Origin of the sequence: Paenibacillus paridis (assembly GCF_006345825.1) — a bacterium.
Classification (GTDB): Bacteria; Bacillota; Bacilli; order Paenibacillales; family Paenibacillaceae; genus Pristimantibacillus; species Pristimantibacillus paridis.
The window spans coordinates 465,269-487,315 of the sequence record NZ_VCIX01000091.1; the positions used below are offsets into that span (position 1 = coordinate 465,269).

At 49.5% G+C, this 22,047-nt stretch carries 17 protein-coding genes; 16 read left to right on the top strand and 1 reads right to left on the bottom strand.

Annotated features, from left to right (window positions below; all coding sequences use genetic code 11):
• Positions 1–141 precede the first annotated feature (141 nt).
• The 11 genes from hpf to argH all read left to right on the top strand — a co-directional run bounded on the left by hpf (position 142) and on the right by argH (position 14,276).
• Complete coding sequence (gene hpf / locus FJQ58_RS22140) at positions 142–687, top strand: ribosome hibernation-promoting factor, HPF/YfiA family (protein WP_139996975.1); 546 nt, start codon at positions 142–144, stop codon at positions 685–687.
• 139 nt (positions 688–826) lie between these two features.
• Positions 827–3,334, top strand: coding sequence for a preprotein translocase subunit SecA (gene secA / locus FJQ58_RS22145; RefSeq protein WP_139996976.1), 2,508 nt, complete (start codon positions 827–829; stop codon positions 3,332–3,334).
• Positions 3,335–3,400: 66 nt separating this feature from the next.
• Positions 3,401–4,508 (top strand): peptide chain release factor 2 gene (gene prfB, locus FJQ58_RS22150; RefSeq protein ID WP_139996977.1). Its coding sequence is split into 2 segments (ribosomal slippage): positions 3,401–3,472 and positions 3,474–4,508, totalling 1,107 coding nucleotides; the frame shifts between segments, so codons are not numbered across the junction.
• Between the two features lie 87 nt (positions 4,509–4,595).
• On the top strand, positions 4,596–5,480 hold the full coding sequence (locus FJQ58_RS22155; RefSeq protein WP_139996978.1) for a YitT family protein: 885 nt from the start codon (positions 4,596–4,598) through the stop codon (positions 5,478–5,480).
• Positions 5,481–5,959: 479 nt separating this feature from the next.
• Complete coding sequence (gene argC, locus FJQ58_RS22160; RefSeq protein WP_139996979.1) at positions 5,960–7,009, top strand: N-acetyl-gamma-glutamyl-phosphate reductase; 1,050 nt, start codon at positions 5,960–5,962, stop codon at positions 7,007–7,009.
• A gap of 65 nt (positions 7,010–7,074) precedes the next feature.
• The gene (argJ, locus tag FJQ58_RS22165; protein ID WP_139996980.1) at positions 7,075–8,316 is read left to right on the top strand and encodes a bifunctional ornithine acetyltransferase/N-acetylglutamate synthase; all 1,242 of its coding nucleotides are present in this window, start codon (positions 7,075–7,077) and stop codon (positions 8,314–8,316) included.
• Positions 8,317–8,367: 51 nt separating this feature from the next.
• On the top strand, positions 8,368–9,153 hold the full coding sequence (gene argB, locus FJQ58_RS22170) for an acetylglutamate kinase (protein ID WP_139997032.1): 786 nt from the start codon (positions 8,368–8,370) through the stop codon (positions 9,151–9,153).
• A 6-nt stretch (positions 9,154–9,159) separates the two neighbouring features.
• A complete protein-coding gene (locus FJQ58_RS22175; RefSeq protein ID WP_139996981.1) occupies positions 9,160–10,362 on the top strand; it encodes an acetylornithine transaminase in 1,203 nt (400 codons plus the stop codon).
• Between the two features lie 41 nt (positions 10,363–10,403).
• On the top strand, positions 10,404–11,363 hold the full coding sequence (gene argF / locus FJQ58_RS22180; RefSeq protein ID WP_139996982.1) for an ornithine carbamoyltransferase: 960 nt from the start codon (positions 10,404–10,406) through the stop codon (positions 11,361–11,363).
• Positions 11,364–11,604: 241 nt separating this feature from the next.
• On the top strand, positions 11,605–12,834 hold the full coding sequence (locus FJQ58_RS22185) for an argininosuccinate synthase (RefSeq protein WP_139996983.1): 1,230 nt from the start codon (positions 11,605–11,607) through the stop codon (positions 12,832–12,834).
• A 26-nt stretch (positions 12,835–12,860) separates the two neighbouring features.
• Positions 12,861–14,276 carry an argininosuccinate lyase gene (gene argH / locus FJQ58_RS22190; RefSeq protein WP_139996984.1) on the top strand — a complete coding sequence of 472 codons (1,416 nt, stop codon included), beginning with the start codon at positions 12,861–12,863 and terminating at the stop codon, positions 14,274–14,276.
• 104 nt (positions 14,277–14,380) lie between these two features.
• Here argH and FJQ58_RS22195 read toward each other — a convergent pair whose 3' ends face one another.
• Positions 14,381–15,832, bottom strand: coding sequence for a VanW family protein (locus tag FJQ58_RS22195; RefSeq protein ID WP_238404248.1), 1,452 nt, complete (start codon positions 15,830–15,832; stop codon positions 14,381–14,383).
• 298 nt (positions 15,833–16,130) lie between these two features.
• Between FJQ58_RS22195 and ftsE the strand changes: the two genes are divergently transcribed.
• The 5 genes from ftsE to FJQ58_RS22220 all read left to right on the top strand — a co-directional run bounded on the left by ftsE (position 16,131) and on the right by FJQ58_RS22220 (position 22,041).
• A complete protein-coding gene (ftsE, locus tag FJQ58_RS22200) occupies positions 16,131–16,817 on the top strand; it encodes a cell division ATP-binding protein FtsE (protein ID WP_139996985.1) in 687 nt (228 codons plus the stop codon).
• Complete coding sequence (gene ftsX, locus FJQ58_RS22205; protein ID WP_139996986.1) at positions 16,807–17,724, top strand: permease-like cell division protein FtsX; 918 nt, start codon at positions 16,807–16,809, stop codon at positions 17,722–17,724. The genes ftsE and ftsX overlap by 11 nt, the downstream gene beginning before the upstream one ends.
• Positions 17,725–17,736: 12 nt before the next feature.
• Positions 17,737–18,996: a murein hydrolase activator EnvC family protein gene (locus FJQ58_RS22210; RefSeq protein ID WP_238404249.1), complete on the top strand. Its 1,260-nt coding sequence runs from the start codon at positions 17,737–17,739 to the stop codon at positions 18,994–18,996.
• 159 nt (positions 18,997–19,155) lie between these two features.
• Complete coding sequence (locus tag FJQ58_RS22215; protein ID WP_476641273.1) at positions 19,156–20,634, top strand: S41 family peptidase; 1,479 nt, start codon at positions 19,156–19,158, stop codon at positions 20,632–20,634.
• A gap of 105 nt (positions 20,635–20,739) precedes the next feature.
• On the top strand, positions 20,740–22,041 hold the full coding sequence (locus tag FJQ58_RS22220) for a PDZ domain-containing protein (RefSeq protein WP_139996987.1): 1,302 nt from the start codon (positions 20,740–20,742) through the stop codon (positions 22,039–22,041).
• Positions 22,042–22,047: the final 6 nt, after the last annotated feature.

The following is a 22,047-nucleotide window of genomic DNA, read 5'->3' on the forward strand; positions in this document are numbered from 1 at the left end:
AGGGGCAGATGCCCCGCCAGTTGTGAACATTCTATTACATCTATGATTTAATTTATCTGAAAATTCTAAATTAATTAAAAACTATTTTGATTCGAGCGCTTACATATGATATAATAAGCACATGTAAAGGAGGAGTTCCCCATGAACTACAACATTCGAGGTCAACACTTTCAAGTGACAGACGCATTGAGAGACTACGTCGAAAAGAAACTCAGCCGATTGGATAAATATTTCGAAGCACCAATCACCTCCGATATTAACGTAACCCTATCCGTCACCAAAGGAAAACATGCAGTAGAGGTGACCATTCCACTCACCGGCGTCATGCTAAGGGCCGAGGAGAAAAGCGAGGACATGTACGCATCGATCGATGTGGTTGCGGACAAACTCGAACGACAAATACGCAAACATAAAACAAAAGTGAATCGCAAGTTCCGCCAAGGCAGCGGCGTTCGTGCCTTATTTAAGGAAGAGGGCTCCGCAGTGGGCGTTCTGGAGGAAGAAGACGATTTGGAGCTTGTACGTACCAAGCGCTTCGCTCTGAAGCCGATGGACGTGGAAGAGGCGATTTTGCAAATGAATATGGTTGGACATAGTTTCTTCGTTTTCTCGAATGTAGACAACAAAGAAGTGAGTGTTGTATACAAACGAAGCGATGGAAAATATGGGCTAATCGAGCAGGGCTAGCAGCAATTATACTTAAATCGAAGAGCCTTTTCTCCTTTTTGGAGAGAGGCTTTTTCTTTTCCAACCATCCTCGTTGCGGCGGTGTCGACAAACTGATACAATTTAATGCAAAGAGGCGTCATTACGAAAGGGGAATTCCATGCTCGGACTAGTGAAAAAGATATTTGGTGACCATAACGAGCGCGAGGTAAAACGGCTCCAACGGACGGTAGATGAAATCAACGCAATCGAATCGAAATTTACAGGCTTATCCGATGAAGCGCTTCGTGCTAAAACTGAGGAATTCAGAGCAAGGATTGAAAAAGGCGAAACGTTGGACAAAATTTTGCCTGAAGCTTTTGCAACGGTAAGAGAAGCTTCCAAGCGTACGCTCGGCATGCGTCATTTTGACGTGCAATTGATGGGCGGCATGGTGCTGCATGAAGGCAAGATCGCGGAGATGAGAACGGGTGAAGGTAAGACGCTCGTTGCGACGCTTCCGGTTTATTTGAATGCACTGCTAGGCAAAGGCGTACACGTTATCACCGTCAATAACTATCTGGCACAACGTGATAGTGAGCTGATGGGAGAGTTGTATGGTTTCCTTGGCATGACCGTTGGCTGTAACTTGCACGGCTTGTCGCATGATGAGAAGCAAGAAGCTTATGCTTGCGATATTACGTACGGAACGAACAATGAATTCGGGTTCGATTATTTGCGTGACAATATGGTGCTTTACAAGGAACAAATGGTACAGCGTCCCCTTTATTTTTCCATCATCGATGAAGTGGATTCCATCCTGGTCGATGAAGCGCGGACGCCGCTTATTATTTCGGGACAAGCTGCGAAATCGACGGAGCTTTATTTTGCCGCTGACCGCTTTATTAGCCGTTTGAAGCCTGAAGAAGACTTTACGATTGATATCAAGCTTCGCAGCGTAATGCTGACTGAATCAGGCGTAGAGAAAACGGAGAAGGCCTTCCATATCGAAAATCTTTTTGACCATGCGAACGTAACGCTTAACCACCATGTTCAACAAGCGTTGAAAGCGAATTTCATTATGAAACGCGACGTGGACTATGTTGTTGAAGACGAAGAGGTCGTCATTGTCGATGAGTTTACCGGTCGTCTCATGTCGGGCCGCCGCTACAGCGATGGCTTGCATCAAGCGATTGAAGCGAAGGAAGAACTGAAGGTTCAGAACGAGAGCATGACTCTTGCCACGATTACGTTCCAGAACTACTTCCGGATGTACCGCAAGCTTGCCGGGATGACCGGTACTGCGAAAACAGAGGAAGAAGAGTTCAAACGGATTTATGGGCTTGATGTTATTCAAGTGCCAACCAACCGTTCCATGATCCGTAAGGATATCGCGGATGTGGTCTACAAGTCCGAGATGGGCAAGTTCAAAGCGGTTGTGGAAGAAATCGTTGAGCGTCACAGCAAAAACCAGCCGGTTCTTGTCGGTACGATTTCTATCGAAAATTCCGAGAAGCTATCCGAGATGCTGAAGCGTAGAGGCGTGACGCATAAAGTGCTTAATGCAAAGTTCCATGCGGAGGAAGCAGAGATTATCTCTCGTGCTGGCCAAGCGGGATCGGTAACGATCGCTACGAACATGGCAGGACGGGGTACGGATATTTTGCTTGGCGATCAGGTTGCAGATCTTGGCGGCTTGCATATTATCGGTACGGAGCGCCATGAGAGCAGACGGATCGACAATCAGCTGCGTGGACGTGCTGGACGTCAAGGCGATCCAGGCTCTTCCCAGTTTTATTTATCGCTTGAGGATGAACTGATGCGCCGCTTTGGTTCTGAAAATATTATGGGCATGATGGACAAACTAGGTTTAGACGAGGATCAGCCAATCGAGAGCCGGATGATCTCTAGAGCGATAGAATCGGCGCAGAAGCGTGTTGAGGGCAACAACTTCGACATTCGGAAAGTCGTTTTGCAATATGATGATGTCATGAACCAACAGCGTGAGGTTATTTATAAGCAGCGCCGTGATATTCTAGGCTCGGACGACATCCGCCAAGAAGTTATGGACATGCTGAAGCCTGTCATTGAGCGTATTGTGGAAGCACATACCTCGGAAGATATTCCGGAGGAGTGGGATCTTCAAGCGATCGTGGACTACGCACTTGCAACCTTCCTGCCGGAAGGAGCTTTGTCCAAGGATGAGATTTGGGGCAAAGAGAAGGACGAGATCGTTGAATATATCTTGGCAGAGGTTGTTGCTACTTATGATGAGCGCGAGGAAGAGCTTGGAGCAGAGACCATGCGCGAGTTCGAGAAGGTAGTTGTGCTTCGCGCCGTAGACAGCAAATGGATGGATCACATCGATGCGATGGATCAACTTCGTCAAGGTATCCACTTGCGTGCCTATGGCGGTACCGATCCACTTCGTGAGTACCAGTTTGAAGGCTTTGAGATGTTCAAGGAAATGATTGAGAGCATTCAAGAGGAAGTTGCCAGATATATCATGAAGGCGCGCGTAGAGAGCAACCTGGAGCGTCAGGAAGTGGCTCAAGGGCAAACGACGACGACGAGCGGCGGCGGGGAAGCGATCGAGAAGCGTCCCGCTAAGCGCGAAGAGCGCGTAGGACGCAACGATGCTTGTCCATGCGGCAGCGGCAAGAAATACAAGCAGTGCCACGGCAAGTAAGGTACGGTGCTGGGCGGCGCGGCATACGATATGGAACGAAGAATGATTTTGAGGTGAAGCGAAGCTATGATAGACATAACGGTTAAACAAGACCTGCGTGAAATGGCTAAGCGTCTCCAAGAGCTCAGGGGGTCTCTTTGACTTAGATATTAAGCAAGAGATTATCGCCAATTTCGAAGAGAAGATGACGATGCCTGATTTTTGGGATGATAATGACAAGGCACAGGGCGTCATTTCGGAGATGAATGCGGTCAAGTCGGTCGTTGATCACTATTCTGGGCTAAATAGCGAGCAGGAAGACCTGCAGATGCTGTTAGAGCTTGCGGAAGAGGAAAGCGATGAGTCGGTTGCTGCGGACGTTGTGAGCGGCGTAGAGAAGCTTATGAAGAAGATCAGTGAGTTTGAGCTCCAACTGCTTCTGAATCAGCCCTATGACAAGCTTAATGCAATTCTGGAGCTGCATCCTGGGGCTGGCGGGACCGAGTCGCAGGACTGGGGCTTGATGCTATATCGGATGTACACGCGCTGGGCGGAGAAAAGCGGCTTCAAGGTGGAGCTGCTCGACTATTTGCCGGGCGACGAGGCCGGTATCAAGAGCGTGACCATACTCGTTAAGGGTTATAACGCCTACGGTTATTTGAAGGCGGAGAAAGGCGTGCACAGGCTCGTCCGCATTTCTCCTTTCGACTCCGCTGGTCGTCGCCATACTTCCTTTGCATCCTGCGATGTTGTACCGGAAATTGACGACAACATTGAAATCGAGATTCGTTCTGAGGATCTAAAGGTTGATACGTACCGTGCGAGCGGCGCGGGCGGCCAGCACGTCAACAAGACGGAATCTGCGATTCGAATTACGCATATTCCTTCCGGTATCGTGGTGGCGTGCCAGCAGGAGCGCTCGCAAATCCAGAACCGGGAACGGGCGATGAAGATGCTTCGTTCCAAGCTGTATGAACGCAAGATCGAGGAGCAGATTAAGCATCTTGCTGAAATCCGTGGCGATCAATCCGAGATTGCTTGGGGCAGCCAGATTCGTTCTTATGTGTTCCATCCTTACAGTATGGTTAAGGATCACCGCACCTCGGTGGAGACAGGAAATGTAGGCGCAGTTATGGATGGAGATATCGATGCATTTATCGATGGTTATCTGCGCCATCAAATTCGTCATGATTAAATAAATAGCTACGGGGAAGAGTTCCGACACGAGAGACGTGTGGAGCTCTTCTTTTTGCGAAAATAAGCTTGCGGGGAGATCGGTGGCATGAACGAGGGGGCTTTAAAAAGAAAAAAAGGCGGCCGTGTTTGGAGTCCGCGCGCTCAGTCGGTGTGGAGCATCGTTCAGTTGCTGATTGGCTCGGCCATCGTTGCGATTAGCTTTAATATGTTCATGGTGCCCAATGGCATTGCTTCGGGCGGGGTGTCTGGGGTGTCTATTCTCGTACAGCGAGTAGCAGGAATTACGCCAGCGCTTACGCAATGGGCGATTAATATTCCTTTGTTTATTGCAGGCTTGTGGCTGCTCGGCAAACGCTTCGCAGTCAAAACCGCACTGGGTTCGGTTATTTTGCCGTTGTTCGTGCTGATCACGGATGGATGGCCTTCACCAACCGATAATCCGCTGCTTGCAGCGATTTATGGCGGAATCGGCGTTGGGCTTGGATTGGGTCTTGTTTTTCGTGGCGGAGCATCAACAGGCGGCTTGGATTTGGCGGCGCAAATTTTGCATCGTTATACGGGCCTCCCGCTTAGCCTAGCGATTGTTTGCTTTGATGGTTGCGTGATTATTGCGGCGGGTATCATCATTTCGCCTGAGGTAGCTCTTTATGCGCTGATCGGATTGTTTGTCACGAGCAAGACGATTGATTTTGTACAAAGCGGACTTCAATTGTCGAAAGTTGCGTTCATTATCAGCGAGCATTCCGAGCCGGTTGCCGAAGCGATTCTGAATGATTTGGACCGCGGTTTGACGCGCTTGGATGGACATGGGGGATACACGGGAGCAGGGCGCACGGTATTGATGGTCGTCGTTGGGCAAAATGAGGTCCCTAAGCTCAAACAGCTGGTGCGGGCAATTGATCCAGGCGCCTTCGTCATTATAAGCAATACGGCAGAGGTGCTGGGGCAAGGGTTTAAGCTGGAGAGTTAAGTAGTTGTGAGTATGAAATAAAGCTGAGTGGCTTGAGGTGGAATTATTTTATTGCCGCTGCTGACGCTTGGCTTTTTTATTTGATGCGTGTGTCAATTCCAGGAGTATTGTGATATCATCAAAAGGGAACATACGTTCTTTTTTCGTGTGTTTATTATTGGAGAATGAGTTTATACATAAAAGCTGGAAAAATATTGATTGAACTAAAAGTAGCAAGAGTTATCGAGTGAAATGTTGGAAAATCGAGCGATTCACCTGAGTTTTAGCGTTCAAAAACATCATGATTTGTCCGTTGTATTATTATTAATTCGAATGTATAATAATACGAAAGAATGTGCGTATTTCCATCAACTGCCGAATGTTGTACAATTATAAGTTGAAGAAGATGACAACCTTTCCGCGTGCGGAAAGAGCAATAGAGAGAGCTGCAGCGCGAGCCGAACTCAGCGTGCAGCATCTAGTTTCGAGGAGAGATTAACATGAGCACAAAGGTGAAAATAGCAATAATCGGTTCAACCGGCTACGGCGGTGTAGAGCTCATTCGATTGCTCGCATCCCACCCGTTGGCAGAGATAACTTCGGTCATTTCTTCCTCCGCGGCAGGCACTCCAATTACAGAGGGCTATCCGCATTTGCTGGGCATTCGCGAGGAATTGCTAGATGACGTAGATCCAGCTGCCATTAAAGCTAAGGCAGATGTAGTGTTCCTGGGAACCCCTGCTGGCGTCGCGTCTAGATTGGTACCGTCTTTGCTTGAAGTTGGTTTAAAAGTCATTGACTTATCCGGTGATTTCCGTTTGAAATCGCCTGCATTATATGAAGAATGGTACAAAAAGCCTGCGGCGGATGAGGCTTATCTGAAGCAAGCGGTTTTTGGCTTGGCTGAAATTTACGGGGATCAGGTCGTAAACGCCCCTTTTATCTCCAATCCAGGCTGTTACCCGACCGCGACGCTGCTTGGCCTTATTCCAGCAGTCAAAGAGGGCTGGATCGATCCGGCCACTATCATTATTGACGCAAAATCCGGCGTATCCGGCGCAGGGCGGGGAGCTTCGCTTGGCACACATTATTCGGAGCTGAATGAAAATCTTAAAGCTTATAAATTGAATAAGCATCAACATATTCCGGAAATTGAGATGGTCCTCTCGGACGCAGCGAACAAGCCTGTGGTAACAACGTTTACTACCCATCTTGTACCGATGACGCGGGGCATTATGTCTACGATGTATGCGACGCTGCAAGGCGATAGAAGCACGAATGATTTTATCGAGCTTTATCGTTCCTACTATGAAGGCCGCAAGTTCGTGCGCATCCGTCCAGAAGGACAATGGCCGTCTACGAAGGAAGTCTGGGGCTCCAATTATTGCGATATCGGTTTTGCGGTTGATGAGCGTACGGGCCGTGTGACGATAGTTTCCGTTATTGATAACTTGGTTAAAGGCGCTGCAGGTCAAGCGATTCAAAACCTGAACCTGATGATGGGCTGGGACGAGACGCTCGGTCTGCAATTTGTTCCCGTTTACCCTTAAGCAGCAAACATAGCTTTTGAACTTATCATCCATACTTATACAGGTGAAGGAGATACGATTTTACGATGGGACAGGATACTACGGCAACCTCGTTCTCAGTCGTCACGGACGGCTCGATAACGACTCCCCAAGGCTTTAAGGCAGGCGGACTGCATTGCGGTCTCAAAAAAACGACGCGGCACGATTTGGGCGCGATTGTGTGCGAGGTTCCAGCTGCGGCAGCAGGCGTATATACGACGAATGTATTCCAGGCAGCACCGCTGCAAGTAACGCGGGAGAGCATCGGCTCTGACGGTTTGCTTCGCGCTGTGCTGGTGAACAGCGGCAACGCAAATGCCTGCACAGGCAAGCAAGGCGACGAGGACGCATATGAAATGCGTTCCAGATTCGCAGAATCCATCGGCGTAGCAGCTGATCAAGTAGCGGTCGCTTCAACGGGCGTAATTGGCGAGCTATTGAAAATGGATAAGGTACGCACCGGAATTGACGGATTGCCTGTTAAGCTGGCAGGAAGCCGTGAAGGAGCGGATGATTTTTGCCAAGCGATCCTGACAACGGATTTGGTGCAAAAAATGGTCTGCGTCGAGCTTGAGCTAGACGGCAAGCGCGTGTATGTGGCCGGCGCGGCAAAAGGCTCAGGCATGATTCACCCGAATATGGCAACGATGCTTGGCTTCGTGACAACGGATGCAGCGATCGGCAGTGAGGCTCTTCAACAAGTGCTGCGCCAATCTACGGATCTGACGTTCAATATGATTACGGTTGACGGCGATACAAGCACGAACGACATGCTGGTCGCTATGGCGAGCGGTCTTGCAGGCAACAACGAGCTGACGGCAGCGCATGAGGGCTGGGCTGCATTCGCAGCTGCCATTCGTTACGTATGCGAGGTGCTGGCGAAGGCCATTGCCCGTGACGGCGAAGGCGCGACGAAGCTCGTTGAAGTACAGGTGAACGGTGCGGTAAGCGACGATTCAGCTCAAGCCATTGCGAAAACGGTAATCGGATCATCACTTGTCAAATCAGCTGTTTTTGGAGCGGATGCCAACTGGGGACGGATTATTGCGGCAGTAGGTCGTGCAGGCCAGCCCGTGAACCCGGAGACGGTTGATATCCGTCTAGGCGATATTGTGACATTGGAGCAATCGCGTCCGGTCGGCTTCGACGAGGAAGTTGCTTTGGAATATTTGAAGGGCGATACGGTCGTCATCCGGGTAGACCTTCATAACGGCGAGGGAACAGCGACGGCATGGGGCTGCGACCTGACCTATGATTATGTCCGCATTAACGCGGCTTATCGGACGTAAGCAAAGAAGAGGCTTGGAGGGTATGAGACAGTGACGGAGCAACGATTTGTAATGAAATGCGGAGGCAGCACGCTAGCGGCGCTTCCAAACAGCTTTTTTGACGAACTGAGGGAGCTGCAGCTCTCCGGCGTGCTTCCGGTTATCGTACACGGAGGCGGTCCCGCTATTTCCGAAACGCTGGGCAAGCTTGGCATCGAGACGGGGTTCGTGAACGGGCTGCGGGTGACGAATGATGCGGTCCTTGACGTGGTAGAGATGGTGCTAGCGGGACGAATCAATAAGGAAATCGTGCGTAAAATCCAAATCAACGGAGCTAAGTCGCTAGGACTATCCGGCGTAGATGGTATGCTCATACAAGCGCGTCCTGTTGCCAATGCGGCGGAGATCGGCTTTGTCGGCGATGTCACGGATGTGAATGCAGCCATCATTGAAGGCGTTATGGAGATGGGGTATATCCCTGTTATTGCTCCAATTGGCATTGATGGGCAAGGCCAGCGCTACAATATCAATGCAGATACGGCAGCGGGGGCGGTTGCTTCCCATCTGGGCGTAGAGCGAATGATCGTTGTCACGGATGTGCTGGGCATTTTGAAGACGGTGGACGGGCAAAAGCAGGTGCTTCCTGTTGTCTCGGTTGCGGAAATCGAGGAAATGATCACGAGCGGCGAAATATACGGCGGCATGATTCCGAAAGTGCGCGCAGCGATTCAATGCATCCAAGGACGTGTAAGCGAAGTGGTTATCGTAAGCGGCGAGGAGCCAGGCGTATTAACCAAGGCGGTTCGCGAGGGCGGCGTTGGTACGCGTATTGTTCAGACGAATGAAGGGCGGGTGTAGAAGGCGATGAGTGAAACCAAAACAGCGGCAGCTGCGGATGAATCCCTATTTCCAACCTATGCAAGATATCCGATGGCTTTGGTCAAGGGAGAAGGAAGCTGGCTGTGGGATGATAAAGGGAACAAATACCTTGATTTTATGAGCGGGATTGCCGTTACGAATCTTGGGCATGCTCCTAAACAAATCAAAGCGGCGCTTATTAAGCAGCTGGATGAGCTTTGGCATGTATCCAACCTGTTTCACATACCAAACCAGGCGGAAGCGGGCAAGCTTATCACGGACAACAGCTGTGCGGATGCGGTTTTCTTCTGCAACTCAGGTGCGGAAGCTAACGAAGCGGCCATTAAGCTAGCCCGTCGTTATAACCAGAAAGTGCTGAACAACGGCCGCTTTGAGATTATTACCTTCGAGCAATCCTTCCATGGACGTACGCTTGCTACTCTTACAGCGACGGGCCAAGCGAAAGTGAAGGAAGGCTTCGCCCCGTTGCCAGCCGGATTCAAAACGATTCCGTTGAACGATATAGCTGCGCTTGAGGCAGCTGTTTCGGATCAAACAGCAGCGGTTATGCTGGAAATGGTTCAGGCAGAAGGCGGCATTTACCCTGTTGATGCTGAATATTTGAAATCGCTTGTCGCGCTTTGCGAGAAGCAGGGCATCCTTCTGATCGTAGACGAGATTCAAACCGGGATGGGGCGTACGGGCAAGCTGTTTGCCTATGAGCATTTTGGCATCGAACCGGATATTTTCACGATGGCTAAAGGGCTTGGAAGCGGGTTCCCGGTCGGCGCCATGGCTGCGAAAGAGAAGCTTCGCGAAGGCTTTACGGCAGGAAGCCACGGTTCAACCTTTGGCGGCACGCCGATTGCAACCGCAGTCGTCAAGGCGACCTTGGAGACGATTGTCGGTGAAGGCCTTTCAGCACGAGCGGCTCAGCAGGGCGAATATTTGATGACGCAGCTTCGCGAGAAGCTAGCAGGAAATGCTTTTGTGCGTGAGGTTCGCGGTTTGGGGCTGCTTGTTGGCATCGAATGCGAGGAGCCGATTGGCGAGATTTTGAATCAAGCGCAGGAACGCGGGCTAATTGCCATTTCGGCAGGTCCGAATGTCATTCGCCTATTGCCGAATTTGCTCGTAACAAACGAAGAAATCGACATCGCTGTTTCCATATTGGTAGATCTGCTCGATAAACAGCAGCAAGCCGTTTAAATAAGCAAGCAGAAGGCTTTTAACTGAAGGAGGGCTCTATTATGCAAGGAGCTGTAAAAGAGGAATTGGCGCAAAGCTTGAAGGGGCGCGATTTTCTAATGCTGGTTGATTTCAAGCCGGAGGAAATCCGTTACTTGATCGATTTGGCTATTGATTTGAAACAAAAGCAAAAAGCAGGCGAAACCCATCATGTTCTTAAAGGGAAAACGCTGGGCATGATCTTTGAAAAGTCGTCGACACGCACGCGCGTTTCGTTCGAAGTAGGGATGTACCAGTTGGGCGGCCAAGGCTTGTTCCTAAGCGGCAATGATTTGCAAATCGGACGCGGCGAGACCATTTGGGATACAGCCCAAACGTTGTCACGTTACTTAGACGGCATTATGATTCGTACATTTGCGCACCGTAAAGTGGTTGAGCTGGCTCGCGGAGCAACGATTCCAGTCATTAACGGCTTGACGGATCTTTCGCATCCATGCCAAGCACTCGCCGACTACCAGACGATTTTGGAGCAAAAGGGCCGTCTGGAAGGGCTGAAAATCGCTTATATCGGCGATGGCAACAACATGACGCATTCGTTGCTCATGGGAGCAGCCAAGCTTGGTCTTCATATGTCGGTTGCCACGCCGGAAGGCTACGAGCCGGATGCTGATATTATCCAGCAGACGAAGGACCATGCGGCTGAGACGGGCTCGCAAATCCACATTTGCCGTGATCCGAAGGAAGCGATTGCCGATGCGGATATCGTTTATACGGATGTATGGGCGAGTATGGGCCAAGAAGCGGAACAGAAAGAACGCGAGGTTGCTTTTGCAGCTTATCAGGTGAACGAAGCTTTGGCGAAATACGCGAAGAAGGATTACCTCTTCATGCACTGCTTGCCCGCGCACCGCGGCGAAGAAGTGAGCGAGGGCGTCATTGACGGCGACCGTTCGATTATTTTTGACCAGGCGGAGAATCGTCTCCACGCGCAAAAAGCAATCATGGCAGCTATTATGGCTTAATTTAGATTTTGGAAATAGATAAGTTGAGCAAAAGAGTTTAAGGTTTAGCGAAGCGAGAAGATCGTTCTGTAGAAACGAAGTGTTCGCCTTTGTAGTCGGATTCTTACCTTATAAGGTTTAATTCAATAAAAGAATCTGGCTGCAACCGCGATCGTAAGAATGATCTACTCGCGCAGCGACTAAAACATAATTTTTGGTACCACTTATAGATCAATTCATTTGAAGGGAAGTTATCATTACTATGGCAAAAGAAAAAATCGTACTTGCATACTCGGGAGGCCTGGATACATCGGTTATCCTTAAGTGGCTGAAAGAAACGTATGACGCTGAAATCATCGCTTTCACGGCAGACATCGGACAAAAGGATGAGCTGGACGGCTTGGAAGCAAAAGCACTCGCGACAGGCGCGTCAAAAGTATACATCGACGATCTTCGCGAAGAGTTCGCGAAAGATTTCATCTATCCGATGTTCCAAGCGGGAACGTTGTATGAAGGCCAATATCTGCTCGGTACTTCCATTGCCCGTCCGCTTATCGCTAAGCGCATGGTTGATATTGCCCGTGCAGAAGGCGCGACTTACATTGCGCATGGCGCAACAGGTAAAGGCAATGACCAAGTTCGTTTCGAGCTGACAGCTGCTGCGCTTGCACCGGAAATTGGCGTTATTGCGCCATGGCGTTCGGAAGCGTTCCGTGAAGAGTTCCCGGGCCGTGCAGAAATGATCGCTTATGCAGAGAAGCATAACATTCCGGTTACAGCTTCTGCTGCAAAGCCTTATTCGACAGACCGCAACCTGCTGCACATTAGCTTTGAGAGCGGCATGCTGGAAGATCCTTGGTTCGATCCGAGCTCCGAAGAGAACGAGAGCATGTATGTGCTTAGCGTATCTCCAGAGAATGCTCCAGATCAAGCGGAGTACGTGGAGCTTACTTTTGCAGAAGGCAACTGTACAGCCATTAACGGCAAAGAACTGAGCCCTCTTGAGGTTATGGATACGCTCAATGATCTTGGCGGCAAGCACGGCATCGGCCGTGTGGATATGGTTGAGAACCGCTTCGTCGGTATGAAGAGCCGCGGCGTGTATGAAACACCGGGCGGAACGATCCTGTTCACGGCTCACCGCAAAATGGAATCGTTGACGATGGACCGCGAAGTCATGCATCTTCGTGACTCCTTGATTGCCAAATACAGCCAGCTTGTTTATAACGGCTTCTGGTTTGCTCCTGAGCGTCTTGCTTTGCAAGCACTCGTAACAGAGTCTCAAAAGAACGTAAGCGGCGTTGTTCGTCTGAAACTTTACAAAGGCAACGTAATTGGTGCAGGCGTGCAAAGTCCAGTTAGCTTGTACAATCCTGACATTGCAACGATGGAGGCCGATCCTTCACAAGCATACGATCAAGGTGATGCGACAGGCTTCATCCGCCTGAATGCTTTGCGTTTGAAAGTGTCCTCTGCAGTCAGCAATAAATAAGGTTTACAAGGGAGTGTAACGAACCAGTGAGTAAATTATGGGGCGGTCGTTTTACGAAGAAAACAGACCAATTGGTAGAGGAATATACGGCTTCGATTATGTTCGACAAGGAGCTTGCCGAAGAGGATATCCAAGGCAGCATTGCTCATGTTACGATGCTTGGCAAACAAGGCATTTTGCCTGCTGATGACGTTGAGAAAATTAAGGACGGCTTGCACCGCGTCCTTCAACGCATCAAGCGCAACGATATCGAGTTCTCCATCGGAGATGAAGATATCCATATGAATATCGAGAAAACGCTGATCGACGATGTTGGCTCGGTAGGCGGGAAGCTGCACACAGGACGCAGCCGTAACGACCAAGTGGCGACGGATATGCATTTGTGGCTTCGCAAACGCGTAGTCGAGTTCGTGGACATGCTCTATAAGCTGCAATTTGCGCTTATCGAGCAAGCCAAAGCGAATATCGATACGATTGTGCCGGGATACACGCATTTGCAGCGTGCGCAGCCGATCTTGTTCGCTCATCATTTGATGGCTTATGTATCGATGTTCGGGCGTGATATCGAACGTCTTCAGGACAGCTACAAACGGATCAACGTGCTCCCGCTGGGTGCTGGCGCTTTGGCGGGAACGACGTTCCCAATCGATCGTCATTTTGTAGCGAGCCAATTGAAATTCGACCGTGTCTACGAGAACAGCCTGGATGCGGTAAGCGACCGCGATTTTATCGTTGAGTTTCTTGCGGATGCGTCCATTATTATGATGCATCTCTCGCGTATGAGCGAAGAGCTTATTCTTTGGTCGAGCACGGAGTTCCACTTCGTGGAGCTTGATGATGCTTTCTGCACAGGCAGCAGCATTATGCCGCAGAAGAAAAATCCGGATGTGCCTGAGCTTGTCCGCGGCAAAACCGGACGGGTTTACGGCGACCTTGTTGGCTTGCTGACCGTACTGAAGTCACTGCCGCTTGCGTACAACAAGGACATGCAGGAAGACAAGGAAGGCATGTTCGATACCGTGAAGACGCTGCAAGGCGCACTTCAATTGTTCGCCCCAATGATTGCGACGATGAAGGTGAACAAAGACCGTATGCGCCAAGCAGTGAATCAGGATTTCTCGAACGCAACGGACATCGCGGACTTCCTCGTTGGCAAAGGCTTGCCTTTCCGCCAAGCGCATGAGGTTATTGGCAAAACGGTATTGTATTGCATCGAGCAAAACAAATATCTGCTGGACCTAACGCTTGAGGAATTCAAAAAATTCTCGTCGCTGTTCGACGATCGGATTTACGCCGTGCTGCAGCCGGAGCAGGTTGTTAATGCCCGCAACGTCTATGGCGGTACAGCGAAAACGCAGGTACAGGATGCTATCGGACGCGCTGAGCTTGCACTGGAGCAAACGGCTGCCTGGGTAACCGAGTACTTGGAGCGCAGCAGATAATACATTCTCAGCAATCGTAAATAGAAAGCAGTTCAGAGGCGCCTTGTAGGTGCCGAGCTGAACTGCTTTTTTTCTGCTGGGAGCGGAAAATCGAGTTTTAACGTTTAAATCCCGTCTTCAAGCAAGGGCTCTTGCGAACGAGCGGGTGGCGTAGGGGTTGCTGTAGGGCTATTGCCACTTTTCATTGAGCCGACCTCGATGATCGTTGGTTGTGCCTTGTAAGTGTCGCGCGACACTCGGTCTTTTGAAACGGCTTTGCCATCACGCAACAGCGTTCGATAGGTTTCGACGACATAGCCCGGCTTGCCTTTTTCAAGGGTGACTTTTTGACCAGGGGATAAACGGTCACTGCTGCTTTCCTGCACCGCCGGTGCAATCGTTTTGAGTGTGACCGATTCAATATCATAACGCACGTTTTCGTTCATGGTGCCGAATAGTTTAACGGTGAGCTTGCGGTCTTCGACTTCCGTCCGGATGATGAGGTGTTTTCCTGTTGTATTTTTAAAACGGAAATTGATAGCCCCGCCCGCATAGGTGGCGTCCTGGCCGATGGGCAGGTAGGCAACAGGCAGGGAATGGTTGCGTCGTTCGACAATCTCCAGGCCGGTGCGCAGCACAGCATTATACAGTGTGCTGGATACCTGACAGATACCTCCGCCGATACCCGGTACCAATTTTCCGTTTAAAATGACGGGCGCCTCTCGGTAGTCATAAAGATCTTCAGCCTTTGCAATCAGCTTGCCATAGTCAAAAACCTCGTTAGGCGCGAGCTCCCAATCGTTAAGCGCCTGGGCGGTTACGGTGACATTATGTGCCCTTCCTTCGGCACTCGTCCGAAAGTCGGTGGAAAATTCGATTATTTTACGATCAATGCCCTCATCTTTCAGCTTCTCCAGCGTTATGGCGGGATGAATCGCCTTAATCGGCAGCACGCCTTCAAAGGCATTTTCTACGGATGCTCCCAGTTGCTCCTGCTTAATGACGATCCATTCATTAACCTGCGCCTTTAACGGTTCAAGATCAATGCGGTACGCATCCAGATGCGGCTCATAAACGACTTTATCGTCATCCGTAATGGCACGGGTGGCATTTTTGGCTTCATTTTGTTCGATATAACTCCATTGCTTTCGAACTGCGGCATCAAAGGCATCTGGGTTCCAGCTTTGTTCGAGGGTATATGTTTTTTGAAAATGGTAGCGATATTGGGCACGTTCCCAGCTATCTCCTTCATCCAGCTTGGCTAACGCTTCGCGAATGCCTTGAAACTCAGCTTTGTAGCCAAGCTCGGCAGCAGTCCACTGTTTCTTGTCATCTGCGGATGCTTCGGTATGAATCGCAATCGTGCGCTGCAGCAGCGAATCTTCATACTTCTCAAGCTTCTCCAGCGCTTCATGAATAGGCAGGCCTCCGATAGGTATTCCTCCAGCTACGACCTCATTGGGGACGGTTTTTTGATGCGCGTAATTCCAGACAAATCCCCAGCCGACAGCTGCTATGAGCAGCAGGGAGGCAGCGACGATAATCGTAATGTGTATTCGTTTGACGATACGAATCACTCCTTTCTGCTTGTTAAGCGAAACGGCGGTCGCCGAGCTTGGCGCTAAAAAGTCCGTTTCACGGTGAAATGGAGAATCCCTTTCATTAAAAAATGTTCTATTTCGATAGGTTGAAAAAGACAGTCTTACATGTATATGCAAAGACTTGCTCATATTTGTCTAATGGGCAATAGAAGCTTGATTCGACAAAGCTTTTGATTATGAGATTTGTGAAAAATGAGGAAAGGCTGCTCCTTATGAAGGAATTCAGCACAAACTGTCGAAATAGTAGTACTGACTATAAACAGGATGTGATAATGTGATTGAGATGCAAGACATATGGAAAACGTACATCGACGGAACGCATGCGTTAAAAGGCGTCTCTGTTCGTATAGATCGCAACGAATTTGTTTACCTCGTAGGACCTTCAGGCGCGGGAAAATCAACATTCATGAAGCTGATTTATCGCGAGGAAGTACCGACCAAAGGACAGATTTCAGTCAACGGATTTAATATAGGCAAGCTGAAGCCGCGCAAAATTCCTTTTGTCCGGCGCAATATTGGCGTTATTTTTCAGGATTTCAGACTATTACCCAAATTAACGGTTTTTGAAAACGTGGCGTTTGCTATGGAGGTTATCGAAGCGCCCACACGCATAATCAAGAAGCGAACGATGGAGGTGCTGGATCTCGTTGGTCTCAAGCATAAGCATGCCAGCCTGCCGGCACAGCTCTCAGGCGGCGAGCAGCAGCGGGTGTCAATCGCACGCGCGATTGTCAATAACCCATCGGTTATCGTAGCGGACGAGCCTACAGGAAACCTTGACCCGGAAACGTCGCTCGGAATCATGAACCTTTTGGAAGAGATTAACTTTCGAGGCGCAACAATCGTAATGGCTACTCATAACAAGGACATCGTTAACTCCATACGCAAGCGCGTCATAGCCATCGAGGATGGAAACATTGTTCGTGACGAGGCTAGAGGGGAGTATGGCTATGAAGCTTAGAACCATACTTCGGCATCTGAGGGAAGGCGCCAAAAATATCATTCGAAACGGCTGGATGTCATTCGCCTCAATGAGTTCAATCTTTATATCTTTATTTATTCTCGGTATGTTTTTGCTGCTTGCATTGAATGTGAATCATATGGCTGCCCAAATTGAAAGCCAAGTGCAAATTCGCGTATTTCTGCAGTTGAATGTGGAACAAGAGAAAATTACGGAGCTACAGAACAAAATCGGAAATCTGACGGAAGTCAGAAGCGTGACGTTTGTATCCAAAGCAGAGGGGCTTGAGCTGCTGCGCAAAAACTTGGGCGAAGAGAACAAGGATTTGCTGGATGGTTATGAAAAGGAAAAAAACCCGCTGCCGGATTCCTTTACGGTAGAGGTTTACGATCCCCAATCGATTGATGATGCTGCCAAGCAAATCGAAGCGATCAATACAGCAGATGAGCTTATCCCTATTGCCAAAGTGAAATACGGACAAGGCACGGTAGAAACGTTATTTAAAATTACGAATGCTGTTCGTTACATAGGCATTGTCATCGTTATAGGCTTATCGGTAACCGCAATGTTCTTGATCTCGAATACGATCAAGATGACGATTATCGCAAGGCGCCGGGAAATTGGCATTATGAAGCTCGTTGGCGCAACCAATTCTTTTATCCGCTGGCCGTTTTTTATTGAAGGTGCTTTGATTGGCATTATAAGTTCGGCCCTTACGACAGCGGCAGTATTAGCGGGATATTCACAGCTCGTGAAATTTACACAAATGGAATTGTCACTTATGATGATAAAGCTCGTCACGATACAAGAGTCTGGCTTGATGACCGGAACTCTGCTCATTGTACTTGGAACCTTGATTGGCATTTGGGGCAGTACGATTTCGATACGAAAGTATTTGAAAGTGTAGGTGGAAGCGAACGTGAAGAAGAGAAAATGGTTATTATTAACAGTAATGATGATGCTGACGGTATTTGTATTGCAGCCGACTGGAGGAGAAGCTGCTTCCCTTAGTGATATCAAGAAGCAAATTGCAGCTGCCAAGGCCGAAATGAAGGAAGCGGAGCGGCTCGCTGCGAAAGCCGAGCAGCAGGCAGCCAATGCTCAGAAGCAAGCAGTTAATGCAAAGAACGAAAAGGGCGATATCGTTACGAAAAAAGCAGAGGCGGAAGCTTCTATTCAAAATCTGATGGCGGAGATCGATAATGTCGTCATTAATAAAACAAAAACGCAAGCGCAAAGCGACGCCAAGGAAGAAGAGCTTCTGCAAACCGGGTTGGAGCTTGAGCAGGCGGAAGAGCGCGTAAAAACGAGAGACGAGCTGCTGCAATCCCGGATGCGGCTAATGTATACGAATGGGTTTGTCTCTTATATGGACGTATTGCTAAGCGCGACAAGCTTTACTGATTTTATTGATCGCTTTGATGCGCTTCAGTCCATTTTATCGCAGGATCGTGATATTTTGGCTGAGCAAAGAGAAGAGAAGGAGCTTGTCTCCCTCAAGAAAATTGAGGTGGAGAAGCAGTTTGAAGAAGTGAAGGCAATCTACGCGAAGCTTGAGCTATATGAGGCTCATCTCGTGAAGAAGGAACAAGAGAAGGAAACGATGATTGCCAGCTACAACGAAAATATTAAGGAGATTGACAATAAGCTCTCGCAAATCGACAGTACACTTGAAGAGCTTGAGGGCATTAGCAAGGAACAAGAGGAGCTGCTCATGGCCCTTGCTTCCAAGGTATCGAAGCTGAATGCCGAGAAAAATAAAATCTCGAACCCTTATACCGGTGGCAAGCTTGGTATGCCAATCAGGGACAGTTACCGAATTAGCTCGAACTTCGGTACGCGGGTTCACCCGATTTCCGGTAAAAAGCATACGCACACAGGCATTGATTTTGCGGCACCGCAAGGAACCGACATTTATGCAGCTGAGGGGGGCGTAGTACTCGTAGCCCAAACATGGAGCAGCTACGGAAACTGTGTCATTATCGATCATGGCAACGGGCTTTGGACGCTGTACGGGCATATTCGCAATGGTGGGATCAAAGTTGAAAAAGGCGAAACGGTGAAGAAAGGCCAGAAAATTGCCGAGGTTGGCAGTACAGGCAACTCGACGGGCCCGCATCTCCATTTCGAAGTGCGCGTCAACCAAACGCCAGTAAACCCAAGCAGCTATCTGAAATAGTTCCAACTCCATAACGAATGATCAAAGGCAGCCCTTGTGGCTGCCTTGTTTGAACTATAGAACGTCAACCTGGAAAATGATCATCTTTACCGTATAATACAAATAATTCTAACCCATTTGTCATATACTAAGGTGGTCTTAAATCAAAGACCGTGTAAGATGAGAAGGTGGTGTAGACAGGTGCATTTCAAAGGACGCACAGTAATCGCGTTCGTTATGCTGACGATGATTGCATCCGTGCTCGTGACGCTGACGATTGCGGATCAAATCATTAAACCGGACAAGCCATCGCTGGCTGCACTCACCGCTTCCGCTGCTGGCGAGGGTGAGCGTTTCAGGCTGAATGAGGATGAGCTGACGAAGCTTAACGCGGTGCTGGAATTAATTGAAACAAAATATTACCAAAAAGTCGATCGCCTCGAGCTGCTCGACGGCGCTGTGAGCGGAATGATGTCATCACTGGACGATCCCTACTCGGTTTATATGGAGAAGGATGTGGCTCAGCATTTCTCGGAGTCCATCGAAGGCTCCTTTACGGGCATCGGTGCAGAGGTTACGCTTGAGAATGGTCGAATTGTCGTTGTTTCCCCGATTAAGGGCTCACCGGCGGAGCGCTCAGGCTTGCTTGCCAAGGACATTCTGCTTACGGTTAACGGTGCGAAGCTTGACGGATTGAATTTACAGGATGCGGTAGCAAAGATCCGGGGGCCTAAAGGTACCAAAGCTAAGATTCAAGTCCAGCGAGCGGGTTTCTCTGATCCGATTCAGCTCGTGTTGATCCGTGATGATATCGATGTGGAGACGGTGTACAGCAGCCTGCGTCCGGATGGAACGGGTGTCATTGAAATCAGGCAATTCTCCTTGCATACGGCAGAGCGATTTAAGCAGGAGCTTGCCAAGCTGGAGGAGCAAGGATTGAAAGGGCTTGTGCTGGACGTGCGCAACAATCCAGGCGGTGTGCTGCCCGTTGTTGTGGATATTGCACAGACCTTCCTGCCTAAGGGAGCGACCGTCGTCCAAGTCGAAGACCGCGACGGAAATCGGGAGAAGACGTTGTCCAAGGGACAAAGCAAGAACTACCCGATAGCGGTTCTGATGAATAACGGAAGTGCTAGCGCTTCTGAAATATTGGCAGGAGCACTGCAGGAAAGTGCAGGAGCCAAGCTTGTTGGCGAAACCTCGTTCGGCAAAGGTACGGTACAGGTGAGCTATAATAAAGCGCTTGGTGACGGTAGCCTCTTGAAAATGACTATTGCCAAATGGTTAACGCCAAACGGCAATTGGATTCATCAAAATGGGATTAAACCGGATATCACTGTGCAGCCGCCTGATTTATACACCGTGGCCAGGCTGACTCTGCCGGAGACGCTTAAGCAGGATATGCTGGGTGAACAAGTGCGCAGCGTTCAAATTATGCTGCACGGCCTTGGCTACGAGCCGAAGCGTGAGGATGGTTATTATGGCGCAGAAACGACAGAGGCCGTTAAGAAATTTCAAACGGAGCACAGTTTATCGGTTACGGGACAGGTCGATAAGCTGACTGGCGAAGCGCTGGAGAAAGCGGTCATTGGTTGGATTCAGGATGAGAAAAATGATACGCAGCTCCATGAAGCAATTAAGGCAGTAGGCAGGAAATGATACAGGCACGTCGAATGAATAAGAGGTTGACTCTGTTTAACGGAGTCGGCCTTTTATTTTTTTGTGCATGGAAGGAAATGCGGAACGTACGAAGGAGTGTTAGCTTTGGAAACGGCGATGGAAGTGCTGGAGAGGCTCGGACAAGCGGCTGTTCAATTGGTGGCACAGCCATTTTATTATATTGCGGTGTTATTTATTATTCTGCAGTACACAAGGCAGATCAGGATGGAGAGGCAAATGTTTGCGGTTAAGCTGCACCATTGGCCGAGTTTAGTTCTTAAAGCGCTGGCTGCTGGTTTGTTGGTTGGGATTTTCGTTTCCGCTGCCGGTGTATTCATTGGTGTAGCCTTGACAGGAGAAGCTGTCATTTGGCTCTGGGCTACTGCGGCTGTTCTCATGCTCGCACGAATACGATATTTATGCTTTGCCTACAGTGCAGGTGTCATCACGCTGCTGCAATGGCTGATAGGCTGGACCACTTTGTCTGATCGAACCGATTGGCTAGGAGCAATGGCAGCGTCCCTTGCGGGAATTGATGCTGCGGGATTGCTTGTGCTGGTTGCGATCTTACATTTGGCAGAAGCGATTCTTGTACGCTGGCAAGGAGCTAAGCTGGCAACGCCTTTGTTTCTTGAAGGCAAGCGAGGAAAGCTGATCGGAGGTTATATGCTGCAAGGCTTTTGGCCTGTGCCACTATTAATGCTTGTACCAAGTGGTGTAGGCAGTGCATCTGCATTGACGCTTCCTTGGACACCGCTATTTGGCGCAGATGGATCGCAGGGCTGGACGTTCGTGGCTTTGCCTATGATTATCGGGTTTACAGAGATGACGCGTTCCTTATTGCCCCGAGATAAAGCCAATCATGCGGCTAAAGGCTTGCTGTTATATAGCATAGGATTGGCGGCTGCGGCTGTTTTAGCCTGGTGGCAGCCTATTCTCCTTCCACTTGCAGGGCTTGCCTCCTTATTGCTGCATGAAGCGATTATATGGCGCAGTCGTGCCATAGAAGCGGCACAGTCTCCATTGTACGTTCATGATTCCCGGGGCTTGCGTATCCTGGGCATTGTGCCTGGAACGCCAGCTGCAGCCATGGGACTTGTTACAGGCGAGATCGTGCATAAGGTTAATGGTATCCGTGTGAAAACAAAGGAAGAGCTGTATGAGGCTCTTGTCCAGAACTCTGCCTTTTGCAAGCTGGAGGTACTGAATCTGGCAGGAGAAATCAAGTTTGCGCAGCGCGCTCGATTTACAGGCGAGCATCATCAGCTTGGCGTAATATTAGCTCCGGACGAGCAGGCGAACTATTATGCCTCTACTGGACCAGCTTCATTACTAGAGCTGCTTAGAAGCTATCATGCCTCGAACAGGCGCGGCGAGCGGGCAGAGAGGGCAGAAAGCTTCAAGTAATTGCAT

Bases quoted from the DNA above. Each gene is read 5' to 3' on its own strand.
- hpf (WP_139996975.1), top strand. From the start codon at position 142: ATGAACTACAACATTCGAGGTCAACACTTTCAAGTGACAGACGCATTG.
- secA (WP_139996976.1), top strand. From the start codon at position 827: ATGCTCGGACTAGTGAAAAAGATATTTGGTGACCATAACGAGCGCGAG.
- FJQ58_RS22155 (WP_139996978.1), top strand. From the start codon at position 4,596: ATGAACGAGGGGGCTTTAAAAAGAAAAAAAGGCGGCCGTGTTTGGAGT.
- argC (WP_139996979.1), top strand. From the start codon at position 5,960: ATGAGCACAAAGGTGAAAATAGCAATAATCGGTTCAACCGGCTACGGC.
- argJ (WP_139996980.1), top strand. From the start codon at position 7,075: ATGGGACAGGATACTACGGCAACCTCGTTCTCAGTCGTCACGGACGGC.
- argB (WP_139997032.1), top strand. From the start codon at position 8,368: ATGAAATGCGGAGGCAGCACGCTAGCGGCGCTTCCAAACAGCTTTTTT.
- FJQ58_RS22175 (WP_139996981.1), top strand. From the start codon at position 9,160: ATGAGTGAAACCAAAACAGCGGCAGCTGCGGATGAATCCCTATTTCCA.
- argF (WP_139996982.1), top strand. From the start codon at position 10,404: ATGCAAGGAGCTGTAAAAGAGGAATTGGCGCAAAGCTTGAAGGGGCGC.
- FJQ58_RS22185 (WP_139996983.1), top strand. From the start codon at position 11,605: ATGGCAAAAGAAAAAATCGTACTTGCATACTCGGGAGGCCTGGATACA.
- ftsX (WP_139996986.1), top strand. From the start codon at position 16,807: ATGAAGCTTAGAACCATACTTCGGCATCTGAGGGAAGGCGCCAAAAAT.
- FJQ58_RS22215 (WP_476641273.1), top strand. From the start codon at position 19,156: ATGAGAAGGTGGTGTAGACAGGTGCATTTCAAAGGACGCACAGTAATC.